General features: G+C 30.9%; 26 protein-coding genes and 1 other RNA gene. 14 read left to right on the top strand and 13 right to left on the bottom strand.

What is annotated here, in order from left to right; translation table 11 throughout:
* Positions 1 to 66: 66 nt before the first annotated feature.
* Entirely contained in the window at positions 67 to 777 is a 711-nt protein-coding gene (locus WHD54_RS11595) for a toxin-antitoxin system YwqK family antitoxin (RefSeq protein WP_088324764.1), read from the bottom strand.
* Between the two features lie 49 nt (positions 778 to 826).
* Here WHD54_RS11595 and WHD54_RS11590 point away from each other — a divergent pair, with 49 nt between their 5' ends.
* The 8 genes from WHD54_RS11590 (at position 827) to WHD54_RS11555 (ending at position 8,332) form a co-directional block, all read left to right on the top strand.
* Positions 827 to 1,411, top strand: coding sequence for an adenylosuccinate lyase (locus WHD54_RS11590; protein WP_143744282.1), 585 nt, complete (start codon positions 827 to 829; stop codon positions 1,409 to 1,411).
* An 86-nt stretch (positions 1,412 to 1,497) separates the two neighbouring features.
* Entirely contained in the window at positions 1,498 to 2,841 is a 1,344-nt protein-coding gene (gene purB / locus WHD54_RS11585; protein WP_088324766.1) for an adenylosuccinate lyase, read from the top strand.
* The gene (locus WHD54_RS11580) at positions 2,838 to 3,281 is read left to right on the top strand and encodes a hypothetical protein (RefSeq protein WP_233131026.1); all 444 of its coding nucleotides are present in this window, start codon (positions 2,838 to 2,840) and stop codon (positions 3,279 to 3,281) included. Before purB ends, WHD54_RS11580 begins: the two co-directional genes overlap by 4 nt.
* A gap of 1 nt (position 3,282) precedes the next feature.
* Positions 3,283 to 4,050: a TerC family protein gene (locus WHD54_RS11575; protein ID WP_088324767.1), complete on the top strand. Its 768-nt coding sequence runs from the start codon at positions 3,283 to 3,285 to the stop codon at positions 4,048 to 4,050.
* Between the two features lie 52 nt (positions 4,051 to 4,102).
* A complete protein-coding gene (locus WHD54_RS11570; protein ID WP_088324768.1) occupies positions 4,103 to 4,366 on the top strand; it encodes a hypothetical protein in 264 nt (87 codons plus the stop codon).
* A 40-nt stretch (positions 4,367 to 4,406) separates the two neighbouring features.
* Positions 4,407 to 6,812: a TonB-dependent receptor gene (locus WHD54_RS11565; RefSeq protein WP_088324769.1), complete on the top strand. Its 2,406-nt coding sequence runs from the start codon at positions 4,407 to 4,409 to the stop codon at positions 6,810 to 6,812.
* 39 nt (positions 6,813 to 6,851) lie between these two features.
* The gene (locus WHD54_RS11560) at positions 6,852 to 7,397 is read left to right on the top strand and encodes a type 1 periplasmic binding fold superfamily protein (protein ID WP_088324848.1); all 546 of its coding nucleotides are present in this window, start codon (positions 6,852 to 6,854) and stop codon (positions 7,395 to 7,397) included.
* Between the two features lie 170 nt (positions 7,398 to 7,567).
* Entirely contained in the window at positions 7,568 to 8,332 is a 765-nt protein-coding gene (locus WHD54_RS11555) for a CDP-alcohol phosphatidyltransferase family protein (RefSeq protein ID WP_088324770.1), read from the top strand.
* Here WHD54_RS11555 and WHD54_RS11550 read toward each other — a convergent pair.
* Together WHD54_RS11550 and WHD54_RS11545 are read right to left on the bottom strand one after the other, a co-directional pair.
* On the bottom strand, positions 8,329 to 9,624 hold the full coding sequence (locus WHD54_RS11550) for an MFS transporter (RefSeq protein WP_088324771.1): 1,296 nt from the start codon (positions 9,622 to 9,624) through the stop codon (positions 8,329 to 8,331). The genes WHD54_RS11555 and WHD54_RS11550 overlap by 4 nt on opposite strands.
* Before the next feature lie 107 nt (positions 9,625 to 9,731).
* A complete protein-coding gene (locus tag WHD54_RS11545) occupies positions 9,732 to 10,544 on the bottom strand; it encodes a M48 family metallopeptidase (protein WP_088324772.1) in 813 nt (270 codons plus the stop codon).
* 145 nt (positions 10,545 to 10,689) lie between these two features.
* Here WHD54_RS11545 and msrB point away from each other — a divergent pair, with 145 nt between their 5' ends.
* From msrB to WHD54_RS11520, 5 genes are all read left to right on the top strand, one after another.
* Positions 10,690 to 11,178, top strand: coding sequence for a peptide-methionine (R)-S-oxide reductase MsrB (gene msrB / locus WHD54_RS11540; RefSeq protein ID WP_088324849.1), 489 nt, complete (start codon positions 10,690 to 10,692; stop codon positions 11,176 to 11,178).
* A 23-nt stretch (positions 11,179 to 11,201) separates the two neighbouring features.
* The gene (locus WHD54_RS11535; RefSeq protein ID WP_143744283.1) at positions 11,202 to 11,645 is read left to right on the top strand and encodes a hypothetical protein; all 444 of its coding nucleotides are present in this window, start codon (positions 11,202 to 11,204) and stop codon (positions 11,643 to 11,645) included.
* 78 nt (positions 11,646 to 11,723) lie between these two features.
* Positions 11,724 to 13,052: a signal recognition particle protein gene (ffh, locus tag WHD54_RS11530; RefSeq protein WP_088324774.1), complete on the top strand. Its 1,329-nt coding sequence runs from the start codon at positions 11,724 to 11,726 to the stop codon at positions 13,050 to 13,052.
* Between the two features lie 59 nt (positions 13,053 to 13,111).
* A complete protein-coding gene (gene folD / locus WHD54_RS11525; RefSeq protein WP_088324775.1) occupies positions 13,112 to 13,987 on the top strand; it encodes a bifunctional methylenetetrahydrofolate dehydrogenase/methenyltetrahydrofolate cyclohydrolase FolD in 876 nt (291 codons plus the stop codon).
* A 5-nt stretch (positions 13,988 to 13,992) separates the two neighbouring features.
* Positions 13,993 to 14,892 carry a YitT family protein gene (locus WHD54_RS11520; protein WP_088324776.1) on the top strand — a complete coding sequence of 300 codons (900 nt, stop codon included), beginning with the start codon at positions 13,993 to 13,995 and terminating at the stop codon, positions 14,890 to 14,892.
* Positions 14,893 to 14,910: 18 nt separating this feature from the next.
* On the opposite strand, the gene WHD54_RS11515 is transcribed toward WHD54_RS11520, so the two are convergent.
* The 4 genes from WHD54_RS11515 to WHD54_RS11500 form a co-directional block, all read right to left on the bottom strand.
* Positions 14,911 to 15,276: a cupin domain-containing protein gene (locus WHD54_RS11515; protein WP_088324777.1), complete on the bottom strand. Its 366-nt coding sequence runs from the start codon at positions 15,274 to 15,276 to the stop codon at positions 14,911 to 14,913.
* A gap of 124 nt (positions 15,277 to 15,400) precedes the next feature.
* A complete protein-coding gene (locus WHD54_RS11510) occupies positions 15,401 to 15,970 on the bottom strand; it encodes a hypothetical protein (protein ID WP_088324778.1) in 570 nt (189 codons plus the stop codon).
* Positions 15,971 to 16,013: 43 nt separating this feature from the next.
* On the bottom strand, positions 16,014 to 17,528 hold the full coding sequence (locus WHD54_RS11505; protein WP_088324779.1) for a helicase HerA-like domain-containing protein: 1,515 nt from the start codon (positions 17,526 to 17,528) through the stop codon (positions 16,014 to 16,016).
* A gap of 143 nt (positions 17,529 to 17,671) precedes the next feature.
* Complete coding sequence (locus WHD54_RS11500) at positions 17,672 to 18,511, bottom strand: 1,4-dihydroxy-2-naphthoyl-CoA synthase (RefSeq protein ID WP_088324780.1); 840 nt, start codon at positions 18,509 to 18,511, stop codon at positions 17,672 to 17,674.
* A 67-nt stretch (positions 18,512 to 18,578) separates the two neighbouring features.
* Here WHD54_RS11500 and WHD54_RS11495 point away from each other — a divergent pair, with 67 nt between their 5' ends.
* Complete coding sequence (locus WHD54_RS11495) at positions 18,579 to 19,739, top strand: alpha/beta hydrolase-fold protein (RefSeq protein WP_233131027.1); 1,161 nt, start codon at positions 18,579 to 18,581, stop codon at positions 19,737 to 19,739.
* Between the two features lie 8 nt (positions 19,740 to 19,747).
* Here the strand turns inward: WHD54_RS11495 and WHD54_RS11490 are convergent, their stop codons facing one another.
* The 6 genes from WHD54_RS11490 to ffs all read right to left on the bottom strand — a co-directional run bounded on the left by WHD54_RS11490 (position 19,748) and on the right by ffs (position 24,778).
* A complete protein-coding gene (locus WHD54_RS11490; RefSeq protein WP_088324782.1) occupies positions 19,748 to 20,437 on the bottom strand; it encodes a hypothetical protein in 690 nt (229 codons plus the stop codon).
* A 13-nt stretch (positions 20,438 to 20,450) separates the two neighbouring features.
* Positions 20,451 to 20,912: a DNA-binding protein gene (locus tag WHD54_RS11485; protein WP_088324783.1), complete on the bottom strand. Its 462-nt coding sequence runs from the start codon at positions 20,910 to 20,912 to the stop codon at positions 20,451 to 20,453.
* Positions 20,912 to 22,627, bottom strand: coding sequence for a 2-succinyl-5-enolpyruvyl-6-hydroxy-3-cyclohexene-1-carboxylic-acid synthase (menD, locus tag WHD54_RS11480; protein WP_233131028.1), 1,716 nt, complete (start codon positions 22,625 to 22,627; stop codon positions 20,912 to 20,914). The genes WHD54_RS11485 and menD overlap by 1 nt, the downstream gene beginning before the upstream one ends.
* A 215-nt stretch (positions 22,628 to 22,842) precedes the next feature.
* Positions 22,843 to 23,496, bottom strand: a complete 654-nt coding sequence (gene fsa / locus WHD54_RS11475; RefSeq protein ID WP_088324784.1) for a fructose-6-phosphate aldolase — start codon at positions 23,494 to 23,496, stop codon at positions 22,843 to 22,845.
* Positions 23,497 to 23,771: 275 nt separating this feature from the next.
* Complete coding sequence (locus WHD54_RS11470; RefSeq protein ID WP_088324785.1) at positions 23,772 to 24,575, bottom strand: SDR family oxidoreductase; 804 nt, start codon at positions 24,573 to 24,575, stop codon at positions 23,772 to 23,774.
* A gap of 104 nt (positions 24,576 to 24,679) precedes the next feature.
* An RNA gene (gene ffs / locus WHD54_RS11465) (signal recognition particle sRNA small type) lies at positions 24,680 to 24,778 on the bottom strand.
* Positions 24,779 to 24,884 lie beyond the last annotated feature (106 nt).

The raw sequence follows: 24,884 nt of genomic DNA, 5'->3' as shown, positions 1-24,884 counted from the left end.
TCTGATTTTTCTTCCTGCGAATTAAGTACTTTTTGGAAGTTTGATGTTAAGTAATCGATATAAAAATTAATTATCTTTAGTTGTAGAATAATTAGTCTTTTGCTTTTTCTTTGTGGTAATTTCGCCATCAATATAATATTTCCAACCCTCTAAACGCATACCATCTTTATATAAACCAGCTTCTTTGATATTTCCGTTCAATTCGAAAAACTTTGCCATACCGTTTAGCTGACCATTTTGGTAGGTTAACTCTTCTATTAAAATACCCTTGCTTGAGTATTTACTTACTACTCCATTTAAAACCCCGTTATCGTACTCAGAAAATTCCGTTATTTGTTCATTAGGATAATAAACAACATTTGGCCCATGTAAAGCTCCTTTTTCATTATAACTTTCTTCAGACATTAAAACACCGTTCGGGTAGTAATATCTCCAAGAACCAACACGTAAACGATTTTTTAATGTTCCCTCTGACTTCAAATTTCCATCTGTAGAAAAATATTGTACCATTACAATATCTGAATTTTCAGAAAAAGTTTTTATAGCGATAGGATGTTTAGAACTTTTAATATCATAAAACTTAAACACCCCTATTTCTTTTCCGTTTTTAAACTGACCTGTATAACGAATTCTCTTGTTAGGATAGTATTTTTTCCAAACACCAGTTCGTTCGTTATTACTATTATATTGATTCGTTTTTTGCGATTGTACTATTTCACTCGTAAAAAAACAAGATAGAAAGGTAAAAACAATAAAGAGTCTTTTTATATTTATCATCTCAAATAATGTAATTAGGGAAAATACAAATATACACTAAAAAGTAAAAATGAAATCATCTTATGTACTATCACTTCTCTCTAAAATGAATAATGCAAGCATAGAGAATAGGCAAAGAATTGCTATTGAAATTATGGCTGACACATCACTATTTAAAGATATTATTGATATTACTTTTACAGTAAATGAGAAAATATCTATAAAAGCTGCCTGGATTTTAGAGTGGATATGTACACACCATAATTTGCTAATGATTTATCCCTTTTTAACAGAATTTACGCAAAAATTAAAAACATTACAATTTGATAGCGCTATTAGACCATGTGCAAAAATTTGCGAACATTTAGCTATTGCCTATCAACAAAAAGATTCGAAAGAAATACATACTTTTTTAACTAAAGTTCACATAAATAACATTATTAGTGCGGGATTTGAATGGTTAATAACACCACAAAAAACTGCTGTTAAAGCTTACACCATGACAAGTCTTTACCATTTTGGTAAAAATCAAAAATGGGTTCATACAGAATTGAAACATTTAATTAGTTCAAAAATTATACACGAAAGCAAAGGTTGTAAAGCAAGAGGTAAACAAATTTTAATGCAGCTTCATAAGAATGAAATAACAGAATGATAGTATTTTTTTATGGAAAAAATTAATTAAATGGTAATAATAAATGTCTTTTAATCCTTATTTTTGTGGTTTTTCAAAACAATAAAATGAACTTAACAGCATTAAATGCCATTTCCCCAATAGACGGGCGATACAGAGGTAAAGTAGCACAATTAGCAAATTATTTTTCAGAAGAAGCTCTTATAAAATATAGAGTTTTAGTAGAAATCGAATATTTTATTGCACTTTGTGAAATTCCACTACCACAGTTATCAGATTTCGACTCTTCTCTTTTTAATACGCTAAGAAATATTTATAAAAATTTTTCTGCAGAAGATGCACAACAAATAAAGGATATCGAAAAAATAACAAATCATGATGTTAAAGCTGTAGAATACTTTATTAAGAAAAAATTTGATGCGCTTAATTTAGAGAAATATAAAGAGTTTATTCACTTCGGATTAACCTCTCAAGACATTAATAATACCGCAATACCTCTTTCTATAAAAGAGGCTATGAACGATGTTTTTGTACCACATTACCAAGATCTTTTAAAAAAATTAGAAACTTTAGTAAAAGAATGGGAAAAAGTTTCGATGTTAGCAAGAACTCACGGGCAACCAGCTTCTCCTACAAGACTTGGAAAAGAAATTAACGTATTTGTAGTAAGATTAAAAGAACAATTTAACCTGCTAAACGATATACCTAGTGCTGCAAAATTTGGTGGAGCTACAGGAAATTTTAATGCACATAAAGTTGCATATAAAAATATAGATTGGAAAAAATTTGGAAGTAAATTTGTTGAAGAAAAACTAGGTTTACATCACTCTTTTCCTACCACACAAATAGAACATTACGATCATTTAGCGGCTCTTTTTGACGGTTTAAAAAGAATAAACAATATAATTATAGATTTAGATAGAGATTTTTGGACCTATGTTTCTATGGATTACTTTAAACAAAAAATTAAAGCTGGTGAAGTAGGCTCATCTGCTATGCCACACAAAGTAAACCCTATAGACTTTGAAAACTCTGAAGGAAATTTAGGTATTGCAAATGCCATTTTTGAACATTTATCTGCAAAATTACCTATTTCTAGACTTCAAAGAGATTTAACAGACAGTACTGTTTTAAGAAATGTTGGCGTACCTTTTGGTCATACAATTATTGCATTTACTTCTACCCTTAAAGGATTGAATAAACTTTTATTAAATGAAGAAAAGTTTAAGCAAGATTTAGAAAATAATTGGGCAGTTGTAGCAGAAGCAATTCAAACAATTTTAAGAAGAGAAGCTTATCCGGATGCTTATGAAGTATTAAAAGGGTTAACCAGAACAAACGAGAAAATAAACCAAAATTCTATTGCTAACTTCATAGATTCTTTACATGTTTCTAATGAAATTAAAGAGGAGTTAAAAGCAATTACACCCGCAAATTATACTGGTATATGATGAAAGAAAAAAATTTGTATATAGTTAAAAATAGTCTTATAATTTTAGTTTTAACGCTTTTTGCATCTTGTAACACATCTATGAAAGAAGATGCCGATAGGTTTAAACAAGGTGTTTTTGAAGTTCCTGCAGGAGAGAGTTATGGTAAAACCACCATAACAAGAGTGGATAGTTTACAAGTTGAAGAGTACGAAAAAATTATATCTATTTCTAATGATAGTATTACTGAAGAAAAATTAGTAAAACACATTGATACATTATATATAGAATGGAAAAATAACTTTTTCTATACACTAAAAATGAAATCTCCAAAAAAGGAATTAGACAAAGAGCCAATTTATGTTCAAATTACTAAAGTTACAGATACTTCCTATAATTTTACCGCTAAAATTGGCTTTAGCAAGTTTAAAACTGACGGTACTGTCTACAAAATAAAGTAATATGGAAATATTTGCCCATGCAGATACTTGGGTCGCTTTAATTACGCTTACCTTTTTAGAGATAATTTTAGGGATTGATAATATTATTTTCATTTCTATCTCTGCTAATAAGTTACCCGAAAACAAAGTTCGAAAAGCAACACTTTTAGGCTTAGCCTTAGCAATGATAATAAGAATTATATTGCTTTTTAGCGTTTCCTACTTAATTGCATTAAAAGACCCATTTTTAATCGTAGAGTTAGACTGGTTTCAAACAGCTATTACCGGTCAGAGTATTATTTTATTTCTAGGTGGTTTATTTTTAATTTACAAAAGCACAAAAGAAATTCGTCAGAAAGTAGAAAATACACATGAAGAAGATTTGATAAAATCACCTAAAGTAATTTCATTTACAAGTGTAATTTTTCAAATTATATTAATAGATATTGTTTTTTCTTTCGACAGTATTTTAACTGCTGTTGGAATGACAAACGGTATTAATGGTGCATTAACTATTATGGTAATTGCAGTGATAATATCTATAGTTATCATGATGGTTTTCTCTAAACCAATTAGCCTTTTTGTAAACAAAAACCCAACAATACAAATGTTAGCACTATCCTTTTTAATTCTAATTGGGTTTATGTTGATTACCGAAGGTGCTCATTTATCAGAAACAGAAATTTTTAACAAAAAAGTAGGTGCTATTCCTAAAGGATATTTGTATTTTGCCATTGCATTTTCGTTAGGTGTAGAAATGTTAAATTTAAAAATTAGAAAAAAGAAATAATATCAAAAAAAATAACAAACATATAAGTATTTTATTGCTGGCACTTTTTATAATGCCACTTATAGTGCTATCACTTCATGCATTTAGCAATCATGAACATGGTGTTTGTATTTCTAAAGTAGAAACACATTTGCATGAAAAAGATGCAGACTGTAGTTTGCACCTCATAAAACAAACAGACTCTTACCTTCAAGAAAACGCTTTTTCAGACTCTAATAAACGTTACTACAATGAGCAGTTAGTAACTACTTATTCTTATCAAAAAAATCATTATCAATTACCTTTTTCTTTAAGAGGCCCACCATCAATAGCTTAAATACTTATTTAGATATTTATTTAATTTATTGATTACTAAAATGATAAAAAGATTTTTAGCATTTGCTTTTTTGTGTGCACTATTCACAACAATTCAAGCACAAGATTGCACATTAACTTTTAAGGGAAAAATTACCGATTTTCACGACAATACACCTATAATTGGTGCATCTGTTCAAATTATTGGCATCAACAAATTTACATCTTCTAACATGGATGGTTTGTTTGAATTTAAAAACTTATGTGCTCAAAAAATTGAATTAGAAATAAAACATATTTCTTGTGACACTAAAAGACTTACTATAGATATCACTAAAAATTTTTACAAAGAAATATTTTTAGAACATCATTTAAATGAGTTGAATGAGGTGGTTGTAAAAGCAACCTCTAAAGCAGCAATTACAAGTATCGAGAAAAGTTTAAAGAAAGATAATCTAAATAATTTTTCAGACAAATCTTTAGGCGATGCTTTAAATACTTTAAGCGGAGTATCTTCTCTAAATACAGGAAACAGTATTGTAAAACCGATGATACATGGTTTGCATAGCAGTAGATTACTTCTGATAAATAACAACGTAAGAATGTTTGACCAAGAATGGGGCGATGAGCACGCACCTAATATAGATATTAATGCCAACGAAAAAGTGTCTGTAATTAAAGGTGCAAATAGTTTAAAATATGGGTCCGATGCTATTGGTGGTTTAGTTTTAATTCAACCAAAAAAATATGCAGTAAAAGATTCGCTTTTTGGGAATTTAGCAACATCTTTTAACAGTAATGGTTTGGGTGGAAATATAAATTCTGAAATAGTAAAAACTTATGCATCTGGTTTTTATGCAAAGATACAGGCAAACTATAAACAATTTGGAGATTTTAAATCGCCAAATTATATATTAACAAATAGTGGCCTTAAAAGCATAAATACCTCTTTAAGAATTGGTTACAACACTTACGAAAAAGGATTAAGTGCATACTATAGCTTTGTAAATAATCAATTTGCAATTTTACAATCATCTCATATTGGTAATGTAAACGATTTGGTTAACGCTATTAATAGTCAACAACCAAGGGTAATCGAAGACTTCTCGTATAATATAGATTTTCCTAAACAAACTATTAATCATCATTTAGGAAAAATTGAAGGATACAAACGATTTAAAAATCTAGGAAAATTATCCGTTCAGTACGATGTACAATTAAACAGAAGGAAAGAATTTGATTTACGAAGAGGCAACAGAAGTAATATACCTGTAGTAGATTTAAGGTTGTTTACCAACACTTTACAAGCTAATTTAGAATTAGAAACCCTTGATAACCTAAAATTAGAAACTGGTTTTTTAGTGCGTTATCAACAAAATGATGCCGTTTCTGGAACAGGGACAAGTGCTTTAATTCCAGATTTTGACAAGTATGAATTAGGTATTTTCTCTGTAGCCGATTATAAATTAAACGAATCTACCGCTATAAGTGCTGGCTTACGCTACGATTTTTCTAAAATTGATGCAAAAAAGCTGTACAATATTACCGACTGGAACGAAACCTTTAATTACGACGAGTTATTTCCCGAATTTGAAACAGGAGTTATAAATGGCACCAGGGTTTTTACAAACCCAAATTATACATTTCATAACTTCTCTACAAGTTTAGGGTTTTCGAAACGTTTACATCAAGATGTTTCGCTACTTGCCAATTATGGTTTGGCTTCACGAATTCCTAATCCTTCAGAATTATTTAGCGATGGGCTTCACCATTCTGCAGCAAGAATAGAAATTGGTTTGCTTACTATTGAAAAAGAAATTGCCAATAAATTTATGCTTTCTTTAGAAAAAGTAAATACTAATTTTGGCTATTCTATAAGTCCGTATTACAAACATATTAATGGATTTATTCAGCTAGTTCCTGTAGGTATTACAACCACTATTAGAGGTGCATTTCCAGTATGGGAATACCAGCAAATTAATGCCCAAATATTTGGAGTAGATATAGATGTTAACAAACAAATAGCAAAAAAATTCTTCTATAAAGGAAATATAAGTTTGTTGCAAGGAGATAATTTGTCTGAAGAAAAAGCATTGATACACATGCCTTCGACAAATTTTACGAATACAATTTCGTATACAAATGAAAAATTAAATCGGTTAACTTTACAAGTAAATCATAAAACAGTTTTACAACAAAATAGGTTTCCCGATTATAATTTTTACACATTTAACGCTACTACTCAACAAAATGTTTTTGTAGATATTAGCACAACACCACCTACCTATTCATTATTCAATTTTTATAGTTCAGCAACTTTTAAAACCGCTAATAAAGCAACTTTAAAATTAGCTTTTTCTATTAATAATATATTTAATGTAGCATATAGAGAAAACCTAAATAGGCTTCGTTTTTTTGCAGATGAAGTAGGTAGAAACTTTAATTTAAAACTGAATTACAACTTTTAAAAATAACAAATGAAAACTATAAAATTAAAAACAAACAACATGAAAACTATAAAATTAATTGCCTTATTATTTATTTTAAGTATCACAATTACTAGTTGTTCTGATGATCATGACGACCATGACCACGACCATGAAGAAGAACTCATAACCACCGTAACCTATACATTAACAAATGGAAACAACAACGTTACATTAGTTTGGGAAGATTTAGATGGTGATGCTGGTAACAACCCGGCTATAACAAACGGAACATTAGTAGCAAATACTACATATACAGGAATTATAAAGCTAGAAAATAAAACAGAATCTCCAGCAGAAGACATTACACAAGAAGTAAAAACAGAAGGAGATGAACATGAGTTCTTTTATGAAACTTCAATTGCTGGTCTAACTGTTACAAAAACCGATGTAGATGGAAATGGAAATCCTATTGGTATCGAAACTACACTAACAACTGGTAGTGCAGGTTCTGGTAGTTTTACTATTATTTTAAAACACGAACCTACTAAACCAAATACTGGAAGCCCTATTGCTGCTGGTGGTAGTACCGACGTAGAAGTAACTTTTTCTTTACAAGTACAATAATAGTTCGTAATTCTTATTACTTTAAGAAAAGTGCTGATTTTCAGCACTTTTTTTTTTATTTTAATATATACTTTTTTAAACTAATGGCTTTTTCTACATTTACATTTTTAGAATTTACGCTGTTTTACTTTTTTCAAAAGTGATAGAATGCATAAATTAAAATCACTTTCATGTCTAAATTACCAAAAGAACACCAGTTTGTAGATTTATCTGATTATGGTAGACCTATCGCAAGAGTTATTGCCAATTCTTTAAAAAACACAAAATATACACCGGTAGATGTAACCATTGCTTTTGTAATATCTGGCTTAATTGGTATTTATTGTATTTTTGAAGAATATTACTGGGCGTCGGCATTCTTTTTAATTTTTAAATCTATTTTAGATGCTGCCGACGGAGAACTTGCCAGAATTAAAGAAACGCCTTCTTATACTGGTCGTTTTTTAGACTCTATCTCAGACATTCTTTTAAACTTAATAATATTTATATCACTTTGGTATCTTACCGAGGTACACATTATCTGGGCGCTACTGGCCTTTTTTGGAATTCAATTACAAGGAACTTTGTATAATTACTACTACGTAATTTTAAGAAATCGTTTCAATGGAGATACTACTAGTAGAATTTTTGAAGATGAAATTCCTACAGCATTAGCTGGAGAAAAACAATACAATGTTACTCTTCTTTTTAAAGTTTACAAAGCACTATATGGCATTTTTGATGAAATAATTTATGCGTTAGATAGAAACGCATCAAAAGGAAAACCGTTTCCTAATTGGCTTATGTCTCTGATTTCTACTTTCGGACTCGGGTTTCAATTACTTCTTATTGCTATATTTTTAGTACTAGACCTAAAAATATATATAATACCGTTTTTTATTGGATACTCTCTGTTTGTATTTATCTTTATTTTTATCCGTAAAATTTTCTATTAATAAACATGTTCAGTATTTTTTAGGCGATGTAATATGATAAAAGAAAACACAAAAAATAGTGCCAAACATAAAACACTCCACTGCATAGAATCGGTTAGATAAATTAGAAAACCAAAAACAAAAGTTCCTAAAACAATAGCTATCTTTTCGGTTACATCATAAAAACTAAAATAAGTAGCATGATCTTTAGTTTCTGGTAATAACTTAGAATATGTAGATCGTGTTAAAGACTGAATAGCTCCTAGAACTAAACCAAGAAGCCCACCAAGACCATAAAAATATAAGGACACATTCTTTAAATTTTTTTCTAACAAAAAAGCACAAAAGCAAACAATTATCCATATAGAAATGGTTATTTTTAATGCTTTAAAATTTCCAATCTTTTCGGATATTCTAGAAAATAAAGCAGCTCCAAAAATAGCAACTATTTGAATTAGTAATACTGTAATTATCAAGTTTATAGTTCCTAAACCCAATTCAGATGAGCCAAAAATAGTAGCCAATAAAATTATTGTTTGCACACCAACACTTAATAAAAAAAAGGCAATTAAAAAGTTTTTTAAAGTTGGTAGGTCTTTTAAACTAAACCAAACTTTTTTTAATGCTTTAAAACCAGACCATAAATACTCTTTAGATGGTTTTCTATTGTAAATATTATTTGGTAATTTAGAAAACGTAATTTGTGCAAAACCAATCCACCATAAGCCAACCATCACAAATGAATAACGCATCATCTTTAATTTTAAAGAATCTTCTTCTGGTGTCATTATTAGAAATAAAGTAATAGCAAGTAATATTATAGAACCTATATAACCGTAAATAAATCCCTTGGCACTTGCTTTATCTTGCTGCATAGGATACGCTACCTCAGGTAAATACGAGTTATAAAAAACAATACTAGACCAAAAACCAATACTTGCCAAAATAGTACACGTTATCCCAACCCAAGCAGTACTAATATCTTTAAAGAAAAAGAGTCCGATTACAGATAAGCCTCCCATCCAACAAAAAAAACGCATAAACTTTAACTTATTTCCTGTATAATCTGCAATTGCAGAAAGAATTGGCGACATAAATGCTACTACTAGAAAAGAAAACGATAAAGCATAACTATACAAAGTACCAGGATAATCCCAATTTAATCCTAAAAAACGAATCGTTTTGTCTTTTGTAATTAGATCGTAAAATAAAGGAAAAACTGCCGTACTAATTACTAAAGAATATACTGAATTTGCCCAATCGTAGAATGCCCAGGCATTTATCAATTTTTTATCGCCTCTTTTAAATGTCATTTTTGTAAAGTTGATTTTTAATTTTTTTTATGATGTAAAAATTACACAAATAAAAAAAACCGTTCAGAACATTCTGAACGGTTTACAATATAGGAAAACTTTTTCTGCTATTTTTTATGTACCGTATTGTATTTTTGAGCATACATTTTTGCTGTAGGTAAATAAGCTCTCAAATCTTTAATTCTTGAGGCATTAGAAGGGTGAGTACTTAATATTTCTGGTTGTTTTTTCCCTCCACTTTTCTCACTCATTCGAACCCAAACTTCGGCTGCTTCTTCTCCATCGTAACCGGCCATAATCATAAAAATCATTCCTAACCTATCCGCTTCCTGCTCGTGAATTCTACTAAATTTTAACATTCCTAAACCAGAACCAATTCCAAAAGCAGTGTTCCAAATTTGCTGAGTTTTCTGCTTTTCTCCAGAAGTACCAAGGGCAACTGCTAAACCACCAATTTGTTGTAACTGACCCTGAGACATTCGCTCCTGACCGTGCTTTGCAAATGCATGAGCTACTTCATGTCCCATAACAGCGGCTACACCATTTTCGTTAGCACAAATTGGCATAATTCCGGTATAAAAAACTACTTTTCCACCTGGCATACACCATGCATTTACGGTGTTATCTTCCACCAAATTAAATTCCCATTTATATGCATTTGCCTCTTCCGTCATATTATTTGCTCTCATAAAACGGTCTACTGCACTAGAAATATTTGCTCCTACATTTTTTATTTGTTGGGTCATTTCTTTATTTTCAGACAACTTGTTCTCAGCTAAAAAACCTTTATACTGAGCAAAACTAGCCGGTAAAACTTTAGCATCACTTACAAAATTAACTCTACTTCTGCCTGTAATTGGCACTTTAGTACATTCTACAAACATGAAACTGATTAGAAATAATATGATTATTTTTTTCATTTTTTAAATTTTGAGTTTTAAAGTGTATAGTAATGACACTTTAAATTAAAAATGTCACGAAAATTAATGAATAATTAATAAAACATAAATTTACATGTTCTATATTTACCAAAAAAATATTTTTATTTTAATAAGATTAAATCTAATGAAAAAAATAGCCTTATTTATCATTGCCACTATACTAGTTAACGGAATCGTTTCTGCTCAAAATACAAATACAAAATCTAATTCTAAAAAATTTAAAGTTGAAAAAACTGCTGCTGAATGGAAAAAACTACTAACTCCAAAACAGTATTATATCTTAAGAGAAGCGGGAACAGAAAAACCTTTCTCTAGCGAACTAAACAAAAATTATAAAGCAGGTATTTATGCATGTGCTGCCTGTAAAACTCCATTATATAACTCTGAAAATAAATTTGATTCTGGTACCGGATGGCCTTCTTTTGACCGTGCAATAAAAAGCAATGTTGCTTTAGATGTAGATTATAAAATTGGCTACGCTAGAACAGAATTAAAATGTGGTACCTGTGGTGGCCATTTAGGACATTCATTTGATGATGGACCTAAAGAAACTACTGGAAAACGCCATTGTATAAACGGAGCTGCATTACTATTTATTCCAAAAAATGAATAAAAAAAACTACACGCTAGATAAATATGTCTTTATTTGTTAAAATACTTCGCAAGCCTCATATTTATTTTTTTGGAATTTCGCCTTTACTTTTAATATTGGCCTTTTTAAATAATGATAGCTATTTTAGCATTCCATTTCTTGGCAACTATACAAATATGGGACACAAAGAAATGTACCTATTCTATACAATTTATTTTATAATGATAGGTATGAACTACTTTTCTTTATATTGGGCAGAAAAACCTTCAAAGAAAATACTAACAGCTATTCATTTAATATTGCAAACTATTTCGTTAATACTACTAATTATCTATTTGCAAAATGGATATGAAAATTTAAACACTTCATCCTTAAGCAATATTAACAGTAACACACAATGGTTTTTCACCTCTATAGTACTATTTCTCTTAGCAGCATTTATTCATATTATTAACTTTTTCAGCAGTTTACTTTCAAAAGCATCATAGGCTAAAAAATGCCCTTAGAACCATACTAAAATAGCGGTTATTTTATATATTTGTGTTTCCAAAAAAAAGAAAGATTTTATGTTTAATAATTTAAGCGATAAACTAGATAAAGCCTTACACACCCTAAAAGGACACGGTAAAATTACAGAAGTTAACGTTGCAGAAACTTTAAAAGAAGTACGAAGAGCGTTGCTAGATGCCGATGTAAACTTTAAAATAGCCAAAGAATTTACCAAAAGAGTACAAACAAAAGCTATTGGCCAAGACGTACTTACCACCCTAAACCCTGGTCAATTGATGGTAAAATTGGTTAAAGACGAATTAACCGATTTAATGGGAGGAGAAACTGTTGGAGTAAACTTAGCAGGGGCTCCAACCGTAATTTTAATGTCTGGTTTACAGGGTTCTGGTAAAACTACTTTTTCTGGAAAATTAGCTAATTATTTAAAAACAAAAAAATCAAAACAAGTTCTCTTAGTAGGATGTGATGTATACAGACCTGCAGCAATTAATCAACTTCAAGTAGTTGGAGAACAAATTGGTTTAGAAGTATATGCTGAGGTAGGCAACAACAACCCTGTAGAAATCTCTGAAAACGCTATAAAACATGCCAAAGCTACAGGTAAAAATGTGGTTATTATTGATACTGCAGGACGATTGGCTGTTGATGAGGAGATGATGAATGAAATTTCAAACATTCACAAAGCTATAAAACCACAAGAAACATTATTTGTGGTAGATTCTATGACAGGGCAAGATGCTGTAAATACTGCAAAAGCCTTTAATGATATCTTAAATTTTGATGGAGTAATTTTAACAAAATTAGATGGTGATACTCGTGGTGGAGCTGCTTTATCTATAAAGTCTGTGGTAGACAAACCAATAAAGTTTATTGGTACAGGAGAAAAAATGGATGCCATAGATGTTTTTCATCCCGATAGAATGGCAGACAGAATTCTTGGAATGGGAGATGTTATTTCTTTAGTTGAAAGAGCACAAGACCAATATGATGAACAAGAAGCAAGAAAATTACAGAAAAAAATTGCTAAAAATCAATTTGGCTTTGATGATTTCTTAAATCAGATTCAGCAAATAAAAAAAATGGGAAGCATGAAAGACCTTATGGGCATGATTCCTGGAGCTGGAAAAGCACTAAAAAATGTTGATATTGATGATGATGCTTTTAAGGGGATAGAAGCAATTATACATTCAATGACACCCTCTGAAAGAAGTCAACCTGCAACTATTAACTCGAGCAGAAAGAAAAGAATTGCAAAAGGTTCAGGAACCTCAATTCAAGAAGTAAATCAGTTAATGAAGCAATTTAACCAAATGAGTAAAATGATGAAAATGATGCAAGGTGGCGGTGGTAAAAAAATGATGCAAATGATGAAAGGTATGCAATAAGTTTGCAAGAAAATCATGTAAACAAATACTATTAATTTTATAGAAATAAAGAAACCATAATGACACTCTTAGACGGTAAAAAAACAGCAGCAGATATTAAAGAAGAAATTGCTTTAGAGGTTAGAGAATTAAAAAACAATGACCAAAAGGTACCGCACTTAGCAGCAATTATAGTAGGAAATAATGGAGCAAGTGTAACTTATGTAAATGCCAAAGTAAAAGCTTGTGAAAGAGTCGGTTTCGAATCTACATTAATTCGATTAGAAGAAAATATCAGCGAAGATGACTTACTAAACGAAATAGAAATATTAAATATAGACAAAGATATTGATGGGTTTATTGTTCAGCTACCACTTCCAAAACATATCGATGAACAAAAAATATTAATGGCCGTTAACCCAGAAAAAGATGTAGATGGTTTTCATCCAACGAATGTTGGAAAAATGGCATTAAATTTGCCTACCTTTATCTCAGCCACCCCTTTCGGTATCTTAGAATTATTAGATCGTTATAACATAGAAACTTCAGGCAAACATGTAGTTGTTTTAGGTAGAAGTCACATTGTTGGTAGCCCAATGAGTATTTTACTCTCTCAAAAAAGAAAAGTAGGAAACGCTACAGTAACCATGTGCCATAGTAGAACAAAAAATTTAACACAAATTACGCAACAGGCAGATATTATTATTGCAGCCATTGGAATACCAGAGTTTTTAAAAGCAACAATGATAAAAGACAACGTAACCATTATTGATGTTGGTATAACTAGAATGGCAGATCCTTCTAAAAAAAATGGTTTTAGATTGGTAGGTGATGTTGCTTTTGACGAAGTGGCAAAAAAAGCCGATTATATAACGCCTGTTCCCGGCGGTGTTGGTCCTATGACAATTGCAATGTTATTAAAAAACACTCTTTTAGCGTGTAAAAGAAGAAATTAAAAATAATGAATACTAAAAAAGCTAGTACCTACTTTTATGAATACTTTCAAATTTTTGTAGGGATACTTCTTGCAAGTATTGGACTAAAAGCTTTTTTACTACCAAATGGATTTTTAGACGGTGGTGTAACAGGAATAGCTCTGTTAATACAAACTCAAATTCCTCTAAACGTTTCTATTTTACTTATAGTAATAAGTATTCCTTTTCTAATTTTAGGATATTATACCGTTTCTAAAAGAATCGTTGTAAAGTCTATAATCAGTATTTTAGGATTGGCAATTTTTATACATCTAGAAAATTTTGAAACCATTACCGATGATAAATTACTCATTTCTATTTTTGGTGGTTTATTAGTTGGAAGTGGTATAGGAATAGCCATAAGAAATGGTGCTGTTTTAGATGGTTCGGAAATTTTAGGTATTTACCTAAATGATAAATTCGGAATTAGCATCGGTAAAATAGTACTACTATTCAATGTTATATTATTTAGCATTACTGCCTTTGTAGTTTCTGTAGAAGTAGCATTGTACTCTATTCTTACCTATATAATTGCAGCAAAAGTTACCGATACTGTTATTGAAGGTTTTGAAGATTTTATTGGAGTTACCATTGTATCAAAACAAAACACTATTATTAAAAAAGCAATTATGCTAGAATTGGGTGTAGGGCTCACAATTTACAAAGGCTCTTCTGGTTTCGGAAATAATGGAAAAATGAATGATTTTGATATCATACACTCTATTGTAAACAGAATAGATATTAGAAAAATGTATAGGATTGTTCAAGAAATAGATCCGAATGCCTTTATTGTAGAGTTTGATGTAAACAACGTAAAAGGTGGTGTTTTGAGGCACTATATTGATAAAAAGAAAAATAGAAAACTTTCTAAAATACCAAGACTGTAAGTATATAGTAGGCTACTACTACTCTTCTCTATGAACTGTTTCTATAGAAAAAGCAGGCAAACAAATAGCAATATATTCACAAGGTTCTGAAAAAGGATTTGAATATTGAACGCGTGTATTCTTTTCAATTTTTATAGACTGACCCGCTTCTAAAACTATCAACTCACCATTAATGTTAAATTGCTTTTTCCCACTAATAATATAGGTGTATTCTACAAATTCTGGGGTTTGAAATGGCTCACTCCAATTTGGTGGAGCAATCATGTGCGCTAAACTTAACTGAGAGTTTCTATGGGTTGCATTACCAAAATGTTCTTCTATTAATTTGCCATCTGTAGTGGGAACTACAAATGGTGATTTTTGAACAGTGTATTTTTTTTTCATAGAAAACTAAAATTTTACATTAACGATTGAAACAACATCCTTTTGATAATTAAAAATTGTATCTACTAAAAAAAACACAAAAAGATATAGTGGAAAGCATGACTATTTTTTTCAAGGATATGCCCTAATTAAACCAAACAACATACGACTTCATTTTTGCCAAATCTGGAATTTGACCTAAAGATACTTTTTGCGTACTAAAATCTCTAAGCCCCAATTCTTCCTTATCAATAGCAATTGTAATGTTAAAATCATCTATAAACAAAGTTGCCGTAGAAAAGGTAGACTCTATTTTATTGATATTATTATTAGCATTAATCTCAGAAAAACTAGAATTAACTGTTAAATTGGTTGTTGTTGTATATCGTGCATCATGAATTTCTACACTTTTTATGGTAGACAAACTATCTAGCTGTTCTTTTGGAACAATAGTAAGCAAGTGGTTGCCCCCTTTTTCGTATATCAAATATTCATCGTCGTCCTGAAAATAGTTATCTCCTAAAGCGCCTTCGCTTAAATTCTTAACAATAGAGTCATTTTTAAAAATAGTGCTTAACTCCTGAATTGTAGTTTTGGCATTTAAAGCTCCTACTCTACCTTTTTCTATTTTAAACTTATTTCCGTCACCGCAGCTTACTATAAATAATAAACTAAAGATTGCTATTGCTACTGAATAAATATTTTTTTGATTCATACTTTTTTGTTTACGTTAGTATAACGTACAATTTTGATTTTTGTTACTTTAAAACTTTTTTTAAAATTCCGAATGCTGCTCTTATAAAAGTGGCACTTGTTAATACCTTAACTATCGGGTTTTGCCTTGAACTCCTTCTTGTTACCGTATTAGAGCGTTTTCTTTTTTCTGCAATTTCTTTTTCTTTTGCTTCTTCTTGCTCTACAGCAGCTATTTTTTTGTTTAACAACTCGTAGGCACTTTCTCTGTCTAAGTTTTCATTATACTTATAGTAAATCCTAGAGGTATTAATTACTTCAGTAAGTTCTTTATTTGTTAATATATCCATTCTACTCATAGGAGCCCTTAACATTGTTCTTGCCAAAGGTGTAGGAATTCCTTTTTCATTTAATACAGATACAAATGCTTCTCCAATACCTAATTTTGTTAAAACTTCTTTGGTATCGTAATAAGGAGAAATTGGATAATTTTCTGCCGCTAACTTTATTGCTTTTCTATCTTTTGCCGTAAAAGCTCTTAATGCATGCTGTATTTTTAAACCCAATTGAGCTAAAATATCTTCAGGAACGTCCTTCGGGTTTTGAGTTACAAAGTACAAACCTATACCTTTAGAGCGAATTAACTTTACAATACTTTCTATCTGATTTAACAATGCTTTTGATGCTTCTTCAAAAACCAAGTGAGCTTCATCTATAAAAATAACTAATTCTGGCCTACCAGAATCTCCTTGCTCCGGAAAATTCTCGTAAACCTCTGCCAATAGTTGCAACATAAAGGTAGAAAATAATTTAGGTTTATCTTGAATATCTGTAAGCCTTAAAACAGATATAATTCCTTTACCATTTTCATCTAAACGAGTTAAATCATTTACATCAAAAGATTTCTCTCCAAAAAATAAATCACCACCTTGTTGTTCTATTTCTACAATTTTTCTCAAAATTGCACCCGTAGAAGAAGTTGAAATCCGACCATATTCTTGCTGAATTTCTTCCTTACCTTCATTGGTAACAAATTGTAAAACTTTTTTAAAATCTTTAATATCTAATAAAGCATAATTATTGTCGTCGCAATACTTAAAAATAATGGCAACAATACCACTTTGAGTTTCTGTTAAGTCTAAAATTCTAGACAATAAAACGGGGCCAAATTCAGAGACAGTCGCTCTCATTCTTGTACCATTTTGTTCAGAAATAGTTAATACTTCTATCGGAAATTTTTGAGGTGTAAAAGGAAATCCAATTTTTGTATGTCTTTCTTCTATTTTAGGATGTCCAGGACTTTTTTTTGCCAATCCTGATAAATCTCCTTTTATATCCATTAAAAGAACAGGTACACCTTTTTCAGATAAGTTTTCTGCTAATACTTGTAATGTTTTTGTTTTGCCAGTACCAGTAGCTCCTGCTACTAACCCATGCCTATTGAGAGTTTTTAAAGGGACTTTTACAAAAGCATTTGTTATCGTTTCCTCTCCTAACATAGCGGCTCCCAAAGAAATATAATCTCCTTTCGTTTGATAGCCTTCATTTATAAACGTTAAAAATTCTTCTTGTGGATTCATTAGGTGCTAAATTTCGATAAAAATAGGGAAAGTTTTATTGTTAAGAAATAAAAAATGTATTGATTATTTTTAAAACCTCTTGATAAAATAACATTGGTTTAATTTTTATGCTCCCTAAAAAAAAAATCAGACTATATATTTGTTTATGGAATCCACTTTTTAGGAAAATTAGGCTTTCTTTTTTCTAAAAAAGCATCTCTACCTTCTTTAGCCTCATCGGTCATGTAAGCCAATCGTGTAGCTTCTCCCGCAAAAACTTGTTGTCCGACCATACCATCATCTGTTAAATTCATAGCAAACTTTAACATTTTTATTGATGTTGGCGATTTTTCTAAAATTTCCTGTGCCCATTGGTAAGCGGTACTTTCTAACTCGCTATGAGGTACAACAGCATTAACCATTCCCATTTCAAAAGCTTCCTGAGCTGAATAATTTCTTCCTAAAAAAAAGATTTCTCTTGCTTTTTTCTGACCTACCATTTTTGCTAGGTAAGCAGAGCCATAACCACCATCAAATGAAGTAACATCTGCATCTGTTTGCTTAAAAATAGCGTGTTCTTTAGAGGCGAGTGTTAAATCGCAAACAACATGTAAACTATGTCCACCGCCAACTGCCCAACCTGGTACTACGCAAATTACTGCTTTAGGCATAAAACGAATTAATCGTTGAACTTCTAGTATGTTTAAACGGTGATATCCATCGTCTCCTACATAGCCTTGGTGTCCTCTTGCCTTTTGGTCTCCACCAGAACAAAATGAATATACGCCATCTTTGGTGCTTGGCCCTTCTGCAGAAAGTAATACGACTCCTATATTTACATCTTCACCTGCATCATAAAAAGCATCATACAATTCTTTAGTTGTTTGTGGTCTAAAAGCATTTCTTACATTTGGCCTATTAAAGGCAATTCTTGCCACACCGTTTGCTTTCTTATAGGTAATATCTTGGTATTCTTTTACTGTTTTCCAATCGGGCTGTATCATATTTTTGTATTTTGGTCGTTATAGACAATCAACACACTATTTTATTTTACAAAAATAAACATTCTAAATGATGATTCAGAAATCGACGCTATTATTATTCCTACTTTTTTGTTACAATGGAATATCTCAACAACTTATATCAAAAAAAATAGCTTCAGACTTTTTAAATGAAACAAGGCAATTAAAAATATATTTACCTGAAGGATATAGTTCTGACGACACAAAAAATTACCCTTTAGCAGTAGTTTTAGATGTTGGTTATTTATTTGATTTATATGTTGCAAATGCCGTTTTATTTGCTAAAAAAGATCTTGCTCCTAAACAAATTATTGTAGGTGTAACTATTAAAAACACGTTAGAGAAAGACACGTATTTTAATATAAATAACGGTAGTTTAACAAATAGCAACAAAAACTTTTATCAATTTATTAGAAACGAAGTTATTTTCGAAATTGAAAATAACTACAAAACATCGCCATTTATTACTATTATCGGTGAGGGAACTGCTGCTAATTTAATTACCAATTTTTTGGGAGAAAAAACACCTTTTATAAATGCCTACATTTGTATAAACCCAAGTTTCTCTAATTTTATTGGTGGTCAAGTTCAAAATTTTAATCTGCCAAGATTTCAAAAAGAAGACAACACCTTTTATTATTACACCAATAATTCGAATCGCTTTTCCGACCAAAAACAAGCTATCATTCAAAATTTACAACTTGGATTAGCTAGCTTAGAAATTCCGAATTTTCACCCAATTAACGATACCATTATAACTAAAAGCAGCACAGCTGCCATTAGCGAAGCAATACCCAGAGCTTTAAGCAAAATATTTGAAATTTATGCGGCTATTTCTAAAGAAGAGTTTGATAAAAATATTAAAGATTTATCGCCAATTGATGCGATTACTTATCTAGAAAATAAATATTTAGATATAGAATATTTATTTGGGAGTAACTTAGGAATTCGCGAAGTAGATATTTTTGCTGTTGAAAAAATAATTATCGAAAAAGAGAATGGAGACCAATTATTAAATTTTGGAAGGATGATACTAAAACTCTTTCCCACCTCACCACTTGGCGACTATTATATTGGCAGATACTATGAGGAAGGTAAGAACTTAAAAAAAGCACTAAAATATTATAAAATTGGGTATGGAAAAATGGACCCAGCAGATCCTAACTCAGATGCTTTTTATGAAAATATTTTACGTGTGGGTGGTCGGTAATGTACAAACTACTTTTTATATGGAATTCTCCAAGAAACTCCTGCACTTGTAAAAAACCCATTATTATCTCCCATAGAAATGTCGAACTGTAAATTGTTACTCAACAAATAATAAGCACCAGCATCAAAATTTACCGTAAAATTTTGGTCCCAAATACTACCAAAAGACTCTACAAAAACACCTAACTTAGGGTTTATTACATACCCAATATTGGCTACGAAATGGGTGTTTTCTATAGTTGAAAATTCTGCTATTGAAATACCCAAATTGGTGGTATATGATAATTTATCAGTAAAATTACCCCCAAAAATATAGGTTAATTGAGAGGTATTAGCTTGTTCATTATAAAAAAATTGAGTAACCTGAATGCTCGAAGAATAGCTACTATTTTGTGAATTAAAACGATACCTTGCGCCAATGTTTATTGAAACCAAATCACTAATAAACTCCGAACCGTAAAAGGAAAAACTAGTATTTACTTCTAACTTTTCTGAAAGTCCAAATCTAATGTATGAATTCGGATTAGAGATAGAAAATCCATCTTGAAAATCGATACCCGTTTGTGTTTGAAACACATATTTACCAACCGTATTAGGTGATAATGCCATACCTGGCCTGTCTGACGTTAAGACCTCTGTAAACTGAGCTGTTGTAATGGTTGTACAAAGTAGGAATGCTAAAAGAGTAAATTTTTTCATTGTGCAATTTTAACTATTTAATTAATTCTATTCGATCTTGTTTAATAAGTATTTTCTTTTGTTTATATAAATTTCCTATTGCCTTTTTAAAAGCTTTTTTACTCATTTTTAAATGAAATCTTATAGAATCTGGTGAACTTTTATCTGTTAATAATAAAAAACCTTCACGACTATTTTTAAGCTTTTGTAGTACTTTTTCTACATCTAGATCAATCACGTTTTTAAACCCTTGTGGTCTCAAAGAAACGTCTATTTTACCATCTTCACGAATCTTTTTAATATAGCCTACAACCTCCATATTTTCTTCTAGTTCCTCGAAAACCTCATTCCTAAAGAGCAATCCGTCAAACTCATCATCAATTAAAACCGTATATCCTAAAGCTGTGGTAGTTTCTATTAACAAGTTTACTTTATCACCTTCTTTAAAAGGATAATCGAAGTTATTAGTTGTAGTATCGTTTTCTGTATTTTCCATTATTTTATAAAATTAAAGTATGATTTTAAAACTACATCATTTTCTGAGCTAGGAGTAAAAATCTCTAATATTTTTGGTTTTTCTGAAGCATTAAAAAATGTTGACAATTCATTATTTACTGTTTCTGTAGAGTAAGCTTTACAATATTCTAATTGATGCATTTTACACAAGTGCTCTGCAGTTAAACAATGAGGCGTTTCAAAAAAATCGGTGGCATTTGTGCTACTAGGACCCGGAATAATTTTAAAAATTCCACCACCCGAATTATTAATCAATACAATTCTAAAGTTACTAGGTATGTATGCATTCCATAACGCATTGCTGTCATAAAAAAAACTTAAGTCTCCGGTTATAAATACTGTTTGTTTATTACTTGCCAAAGCAGCACCAATGGCTGTAGAAGTACTACCATCTATACCACTTGTACCTCTGTTACAAAAAACATGTATAGATTTATCTATAGAAAACAACTGTGCATATCTAATTACTGCGCTATTACTAACTTGTAAGGTACTGTTTTTGGGAATTTTATATAAAACCTGACTAAAGACTTTAAAATCTGAATGCGTTACTGTTTCAAAAAAAGTTTGATGCTTGGCTCTTTTTTTATCTCTAATTGCCAACCATTCACTTTGATAATTGTTAGTGGATGAAAATGTAGTATAGCTTTTAAATTTCGAAAAGAAATCTACCGGTGTAGTTTGTATAAATTCAGACAAACAGAAAAAAGTATTGGTAGCCTTTTTACTATCGATATCCCAATGATGTTTCGGAGAAAAATCTCTAAAAAATTTCTTTATTCTCTTCGAAACAATCATACCTCCAAACGTTATTAAAATATCTGGTTTTAGCGATATAAATTGCTTTTCATCTAAAGAAAAAATTAACTGATCTATTGCATCTACAGCCTTGCTGTTTGGCAAGTTAGATGTGGTTTCTGTTAGTATTAAAACAGAAGAATCTTCGGCATAAAAATTAATTAATTGTTGTAAAGCATCATCTGGATACTGCACACCTACTAAAATTATTTTTTTGGATGCGGCATTCCAAATTTGTGCTAGTTTTTCGTACTCTATGTGAGAGTTATCTAAAGAGCTCAAAGAAATATGCGGAAAATTATATGAATTCATCTCAGAAACGGTTTCATACAAAGGTTCATCAAAAGGAACATTAATATGAACCGGACCTTGTTTAGAAACTGCTAACTGCATTGCCTCTCCTAAAAGTTGCGCATTTCTTGTGGTAAATTTAGAGTTTTCGATAAGGTTGGCAGAAAATAAAATGTGATTTTTAAAAACATTTTCTTGGCGTATTGTTTGTCCGTCTCCAATATCTATTAAATGTTTTGGCCTATCTGCAGAAATAATTACGAGAGGAATATTACTGTAAAAAGCTTCTGCAATGGCAGGATAATAATTTAAAAGTGCCGAGCCAGAAGTGCATAAAACTGCTACAGGCTTTCTTGTTTGCTGAGCAATACCAAGGGCAAAAAATGCGGCAGATCTCTCGTCTACTACACTGTATGTTTCTATTTTTTTGGTGTTTGAAAAACCTATTGTTAGGGGTGCATTTCTAGAACCAGGAGAAATTACGACTTTGGTAATTTGAAATTGCAAACAAGCAGCTATTACTTGCTGTGCAAGCTCTTTTTTAGGAAAACAAACGCTTGCTTTGTTGGCTATAGAGGCGGTATTAATATTATTTTTAGTGTACAAAAATTAGCTAGTTTTTCTTGTTGCTGCTTAAAGTTTTTAGCCCTGATTGCAATGACATCCTTTTTTAATTTTTTATAAAATTTGTATGAGCAAATGTAACTTGCACATAAATTAAAAAAGATATAATGAAAAGCAGGAATTAGCTTCTAATAAAAAGGAACCTTAATTCCTGCTTTTCATATCGTAATATTCTTTATCTAAAGCTCTAAAAAGGCTTAGTTTCCTTTTTTATAATCTTCTAAAAATTTGGCCAAACCACTGTCTGTTAATGGGTGTTTTAACAAGCCTTCAATAGCACTTAAAGGACCTGTCATTACATCTGAACCTAATTTAGCACAATCTATAATGTGCATAGTGTGACGCACAGAAGCTGCTAAAATTTGAGTATCGAAACCATAGTTATTGTATATGTGTCGAATTTCAGAAATTAAGTTCAAACCGTCTGTAGAAATATCATCTAAACGTCCTATAAAAGGAGAAACATAAGTTGCACCAGCTTTGGCAGCCAACAATGCCTGGCCTGCCGAAAACACCAATGTTACATTGGTTTTAATTCCTTTCGATGAAAAATATTTACATGCTTTTACCCCATCTTTTATCATTGGTAATTTTACCACAATTTGCGGGTTTAGTGCAGCCAACGCCTCACCTTCCTTTACCATTCCGTCGAAATCTGTAGCGATTACTTCTGCAGAAACATCACCGTCTACCAATTCGCAAATGGCTTTGTAATGGTTTATAATATTTGTTGCTCCAGTAATGCCTTCTTTTGCCATTAAAGACGGGTTAGTGGTTACTCCGTCTAAAATACCCAATGCTTGCGCCTCTTTAATTTGCTCTAAATTTGCTGTGTCAATAAAAAACTTCATGTATATTTAATTTAATTGTATTGTTCTATATTTTGGCGTTACCACAAAAAGTGGTCGGGCTTTTTGCTGCAATCTTTTGTAACCAACTATCTTAATCAATTTGCAAAAAGCAAATTTCAAATCTAGCGTTCCTACAAAAGGATTTACGCTACAATCCCTAACGCGATTTTTTGCTACAACAAAGATAACTAGAAAAGCTGAATTTACTTTTAAATAAAAGGCAATTTATTAGGAGTTTATAAACAATAAATACGTTTTGGCATCCATACAATTTATTACATTTTGTAATGGTTCATTATTATTTTTTCGTAAACTCTATCTGGTAAAACTCGCTTTAAAACAATAGAAAACTTCTCCATAAAACCACCAACTTTATAATGAACTTTTGGCTGTTTTGTTTCCATAATTTCGTGTATCTTTTCTGCCATTTTTAAAGGATTCATGCCAGAAGACACGTGAGCATCCATAAGGTTTAAATTCTCTTGATACTTCTTCTTGTAAGCTGAGTTTTCAAAAACTGGGGTATGATATCTACCAGCCGCAATATTGGTGGCAAAATCTCCTGGTGCAACATTTACTACTTGTATACCGAATTCTTTTACCTCCATACTTACAGCTTCTGTAACAATTTCTAAAGCACTTTTTGTTGCCGAGTACAATCCTCTAAAAGGCAACCCCATGTAGCCTGCTATAGAGGTAATATTTATGATTAAACCACTTTTTTGCTTTCGCATTTGTGGCAATGCCGACTTCATAACCTCTATTACTCCAAAAAAATTTGTTTCAAAAACAGTACGTATTTCTGCCGTTGGTGTTTCTTCAACAGGACCGGTAATTCCCATTCCGGCATTGTTAATTAAAACATCTAATTGTTGTTCTTTTTCTAATATAAAACTTATGGCAGCCTCAATGGTATCTTTTTTGAGAACATCTAACGGAATCAGGTTAAAATTTAAGCTATTTACATTGTCCGGTTTTCTAGAAGTACCGTATACTTTATAGTTTTTATTTGCTAAAAACGTAGCAATTGCATGGCCGATACCAGAAGACGCACCGGTAATTAAAACTACTTTCGACATAAAAGAAGATAATTTATAAAAGATTATAACGACACAAATATCTAAAAAAATAAAGAAATGGAGTTACAATTAGAAGTTTAAAACCTTAGATAAAAGGCAAAAAAAAATGGCAAGCTACCTACATCACACTGCTACAACCTAATACCTTTGCTGCGTTCCCGCCCTGGAGGATTCAAAGGGAGCTAGTTGTGTAGAACTTGCCAGTGCAAATTTACAATAGATTTTTATTTAAACAATTAAAAATTTATTAATTTTTATGTAACATTAATAATACTCTGACTACTAACCTATTGTTAAGTTATTTAATTT

Source organism: Polaribacter tangerinus (genome assembly GCF_038024095.1).
Lineage (GTDB): Bacteria > Bacteroidota > Bacteroidia > Flavobacteriales > Flavobacteriaceae > Polaribacter > Polaribacter tangerinus.
The sequence above is the reverse complement of the archived record's forward strand: the minus strand, read 5'-3'. Positions and strand labels throughout refer to the sequence as shown.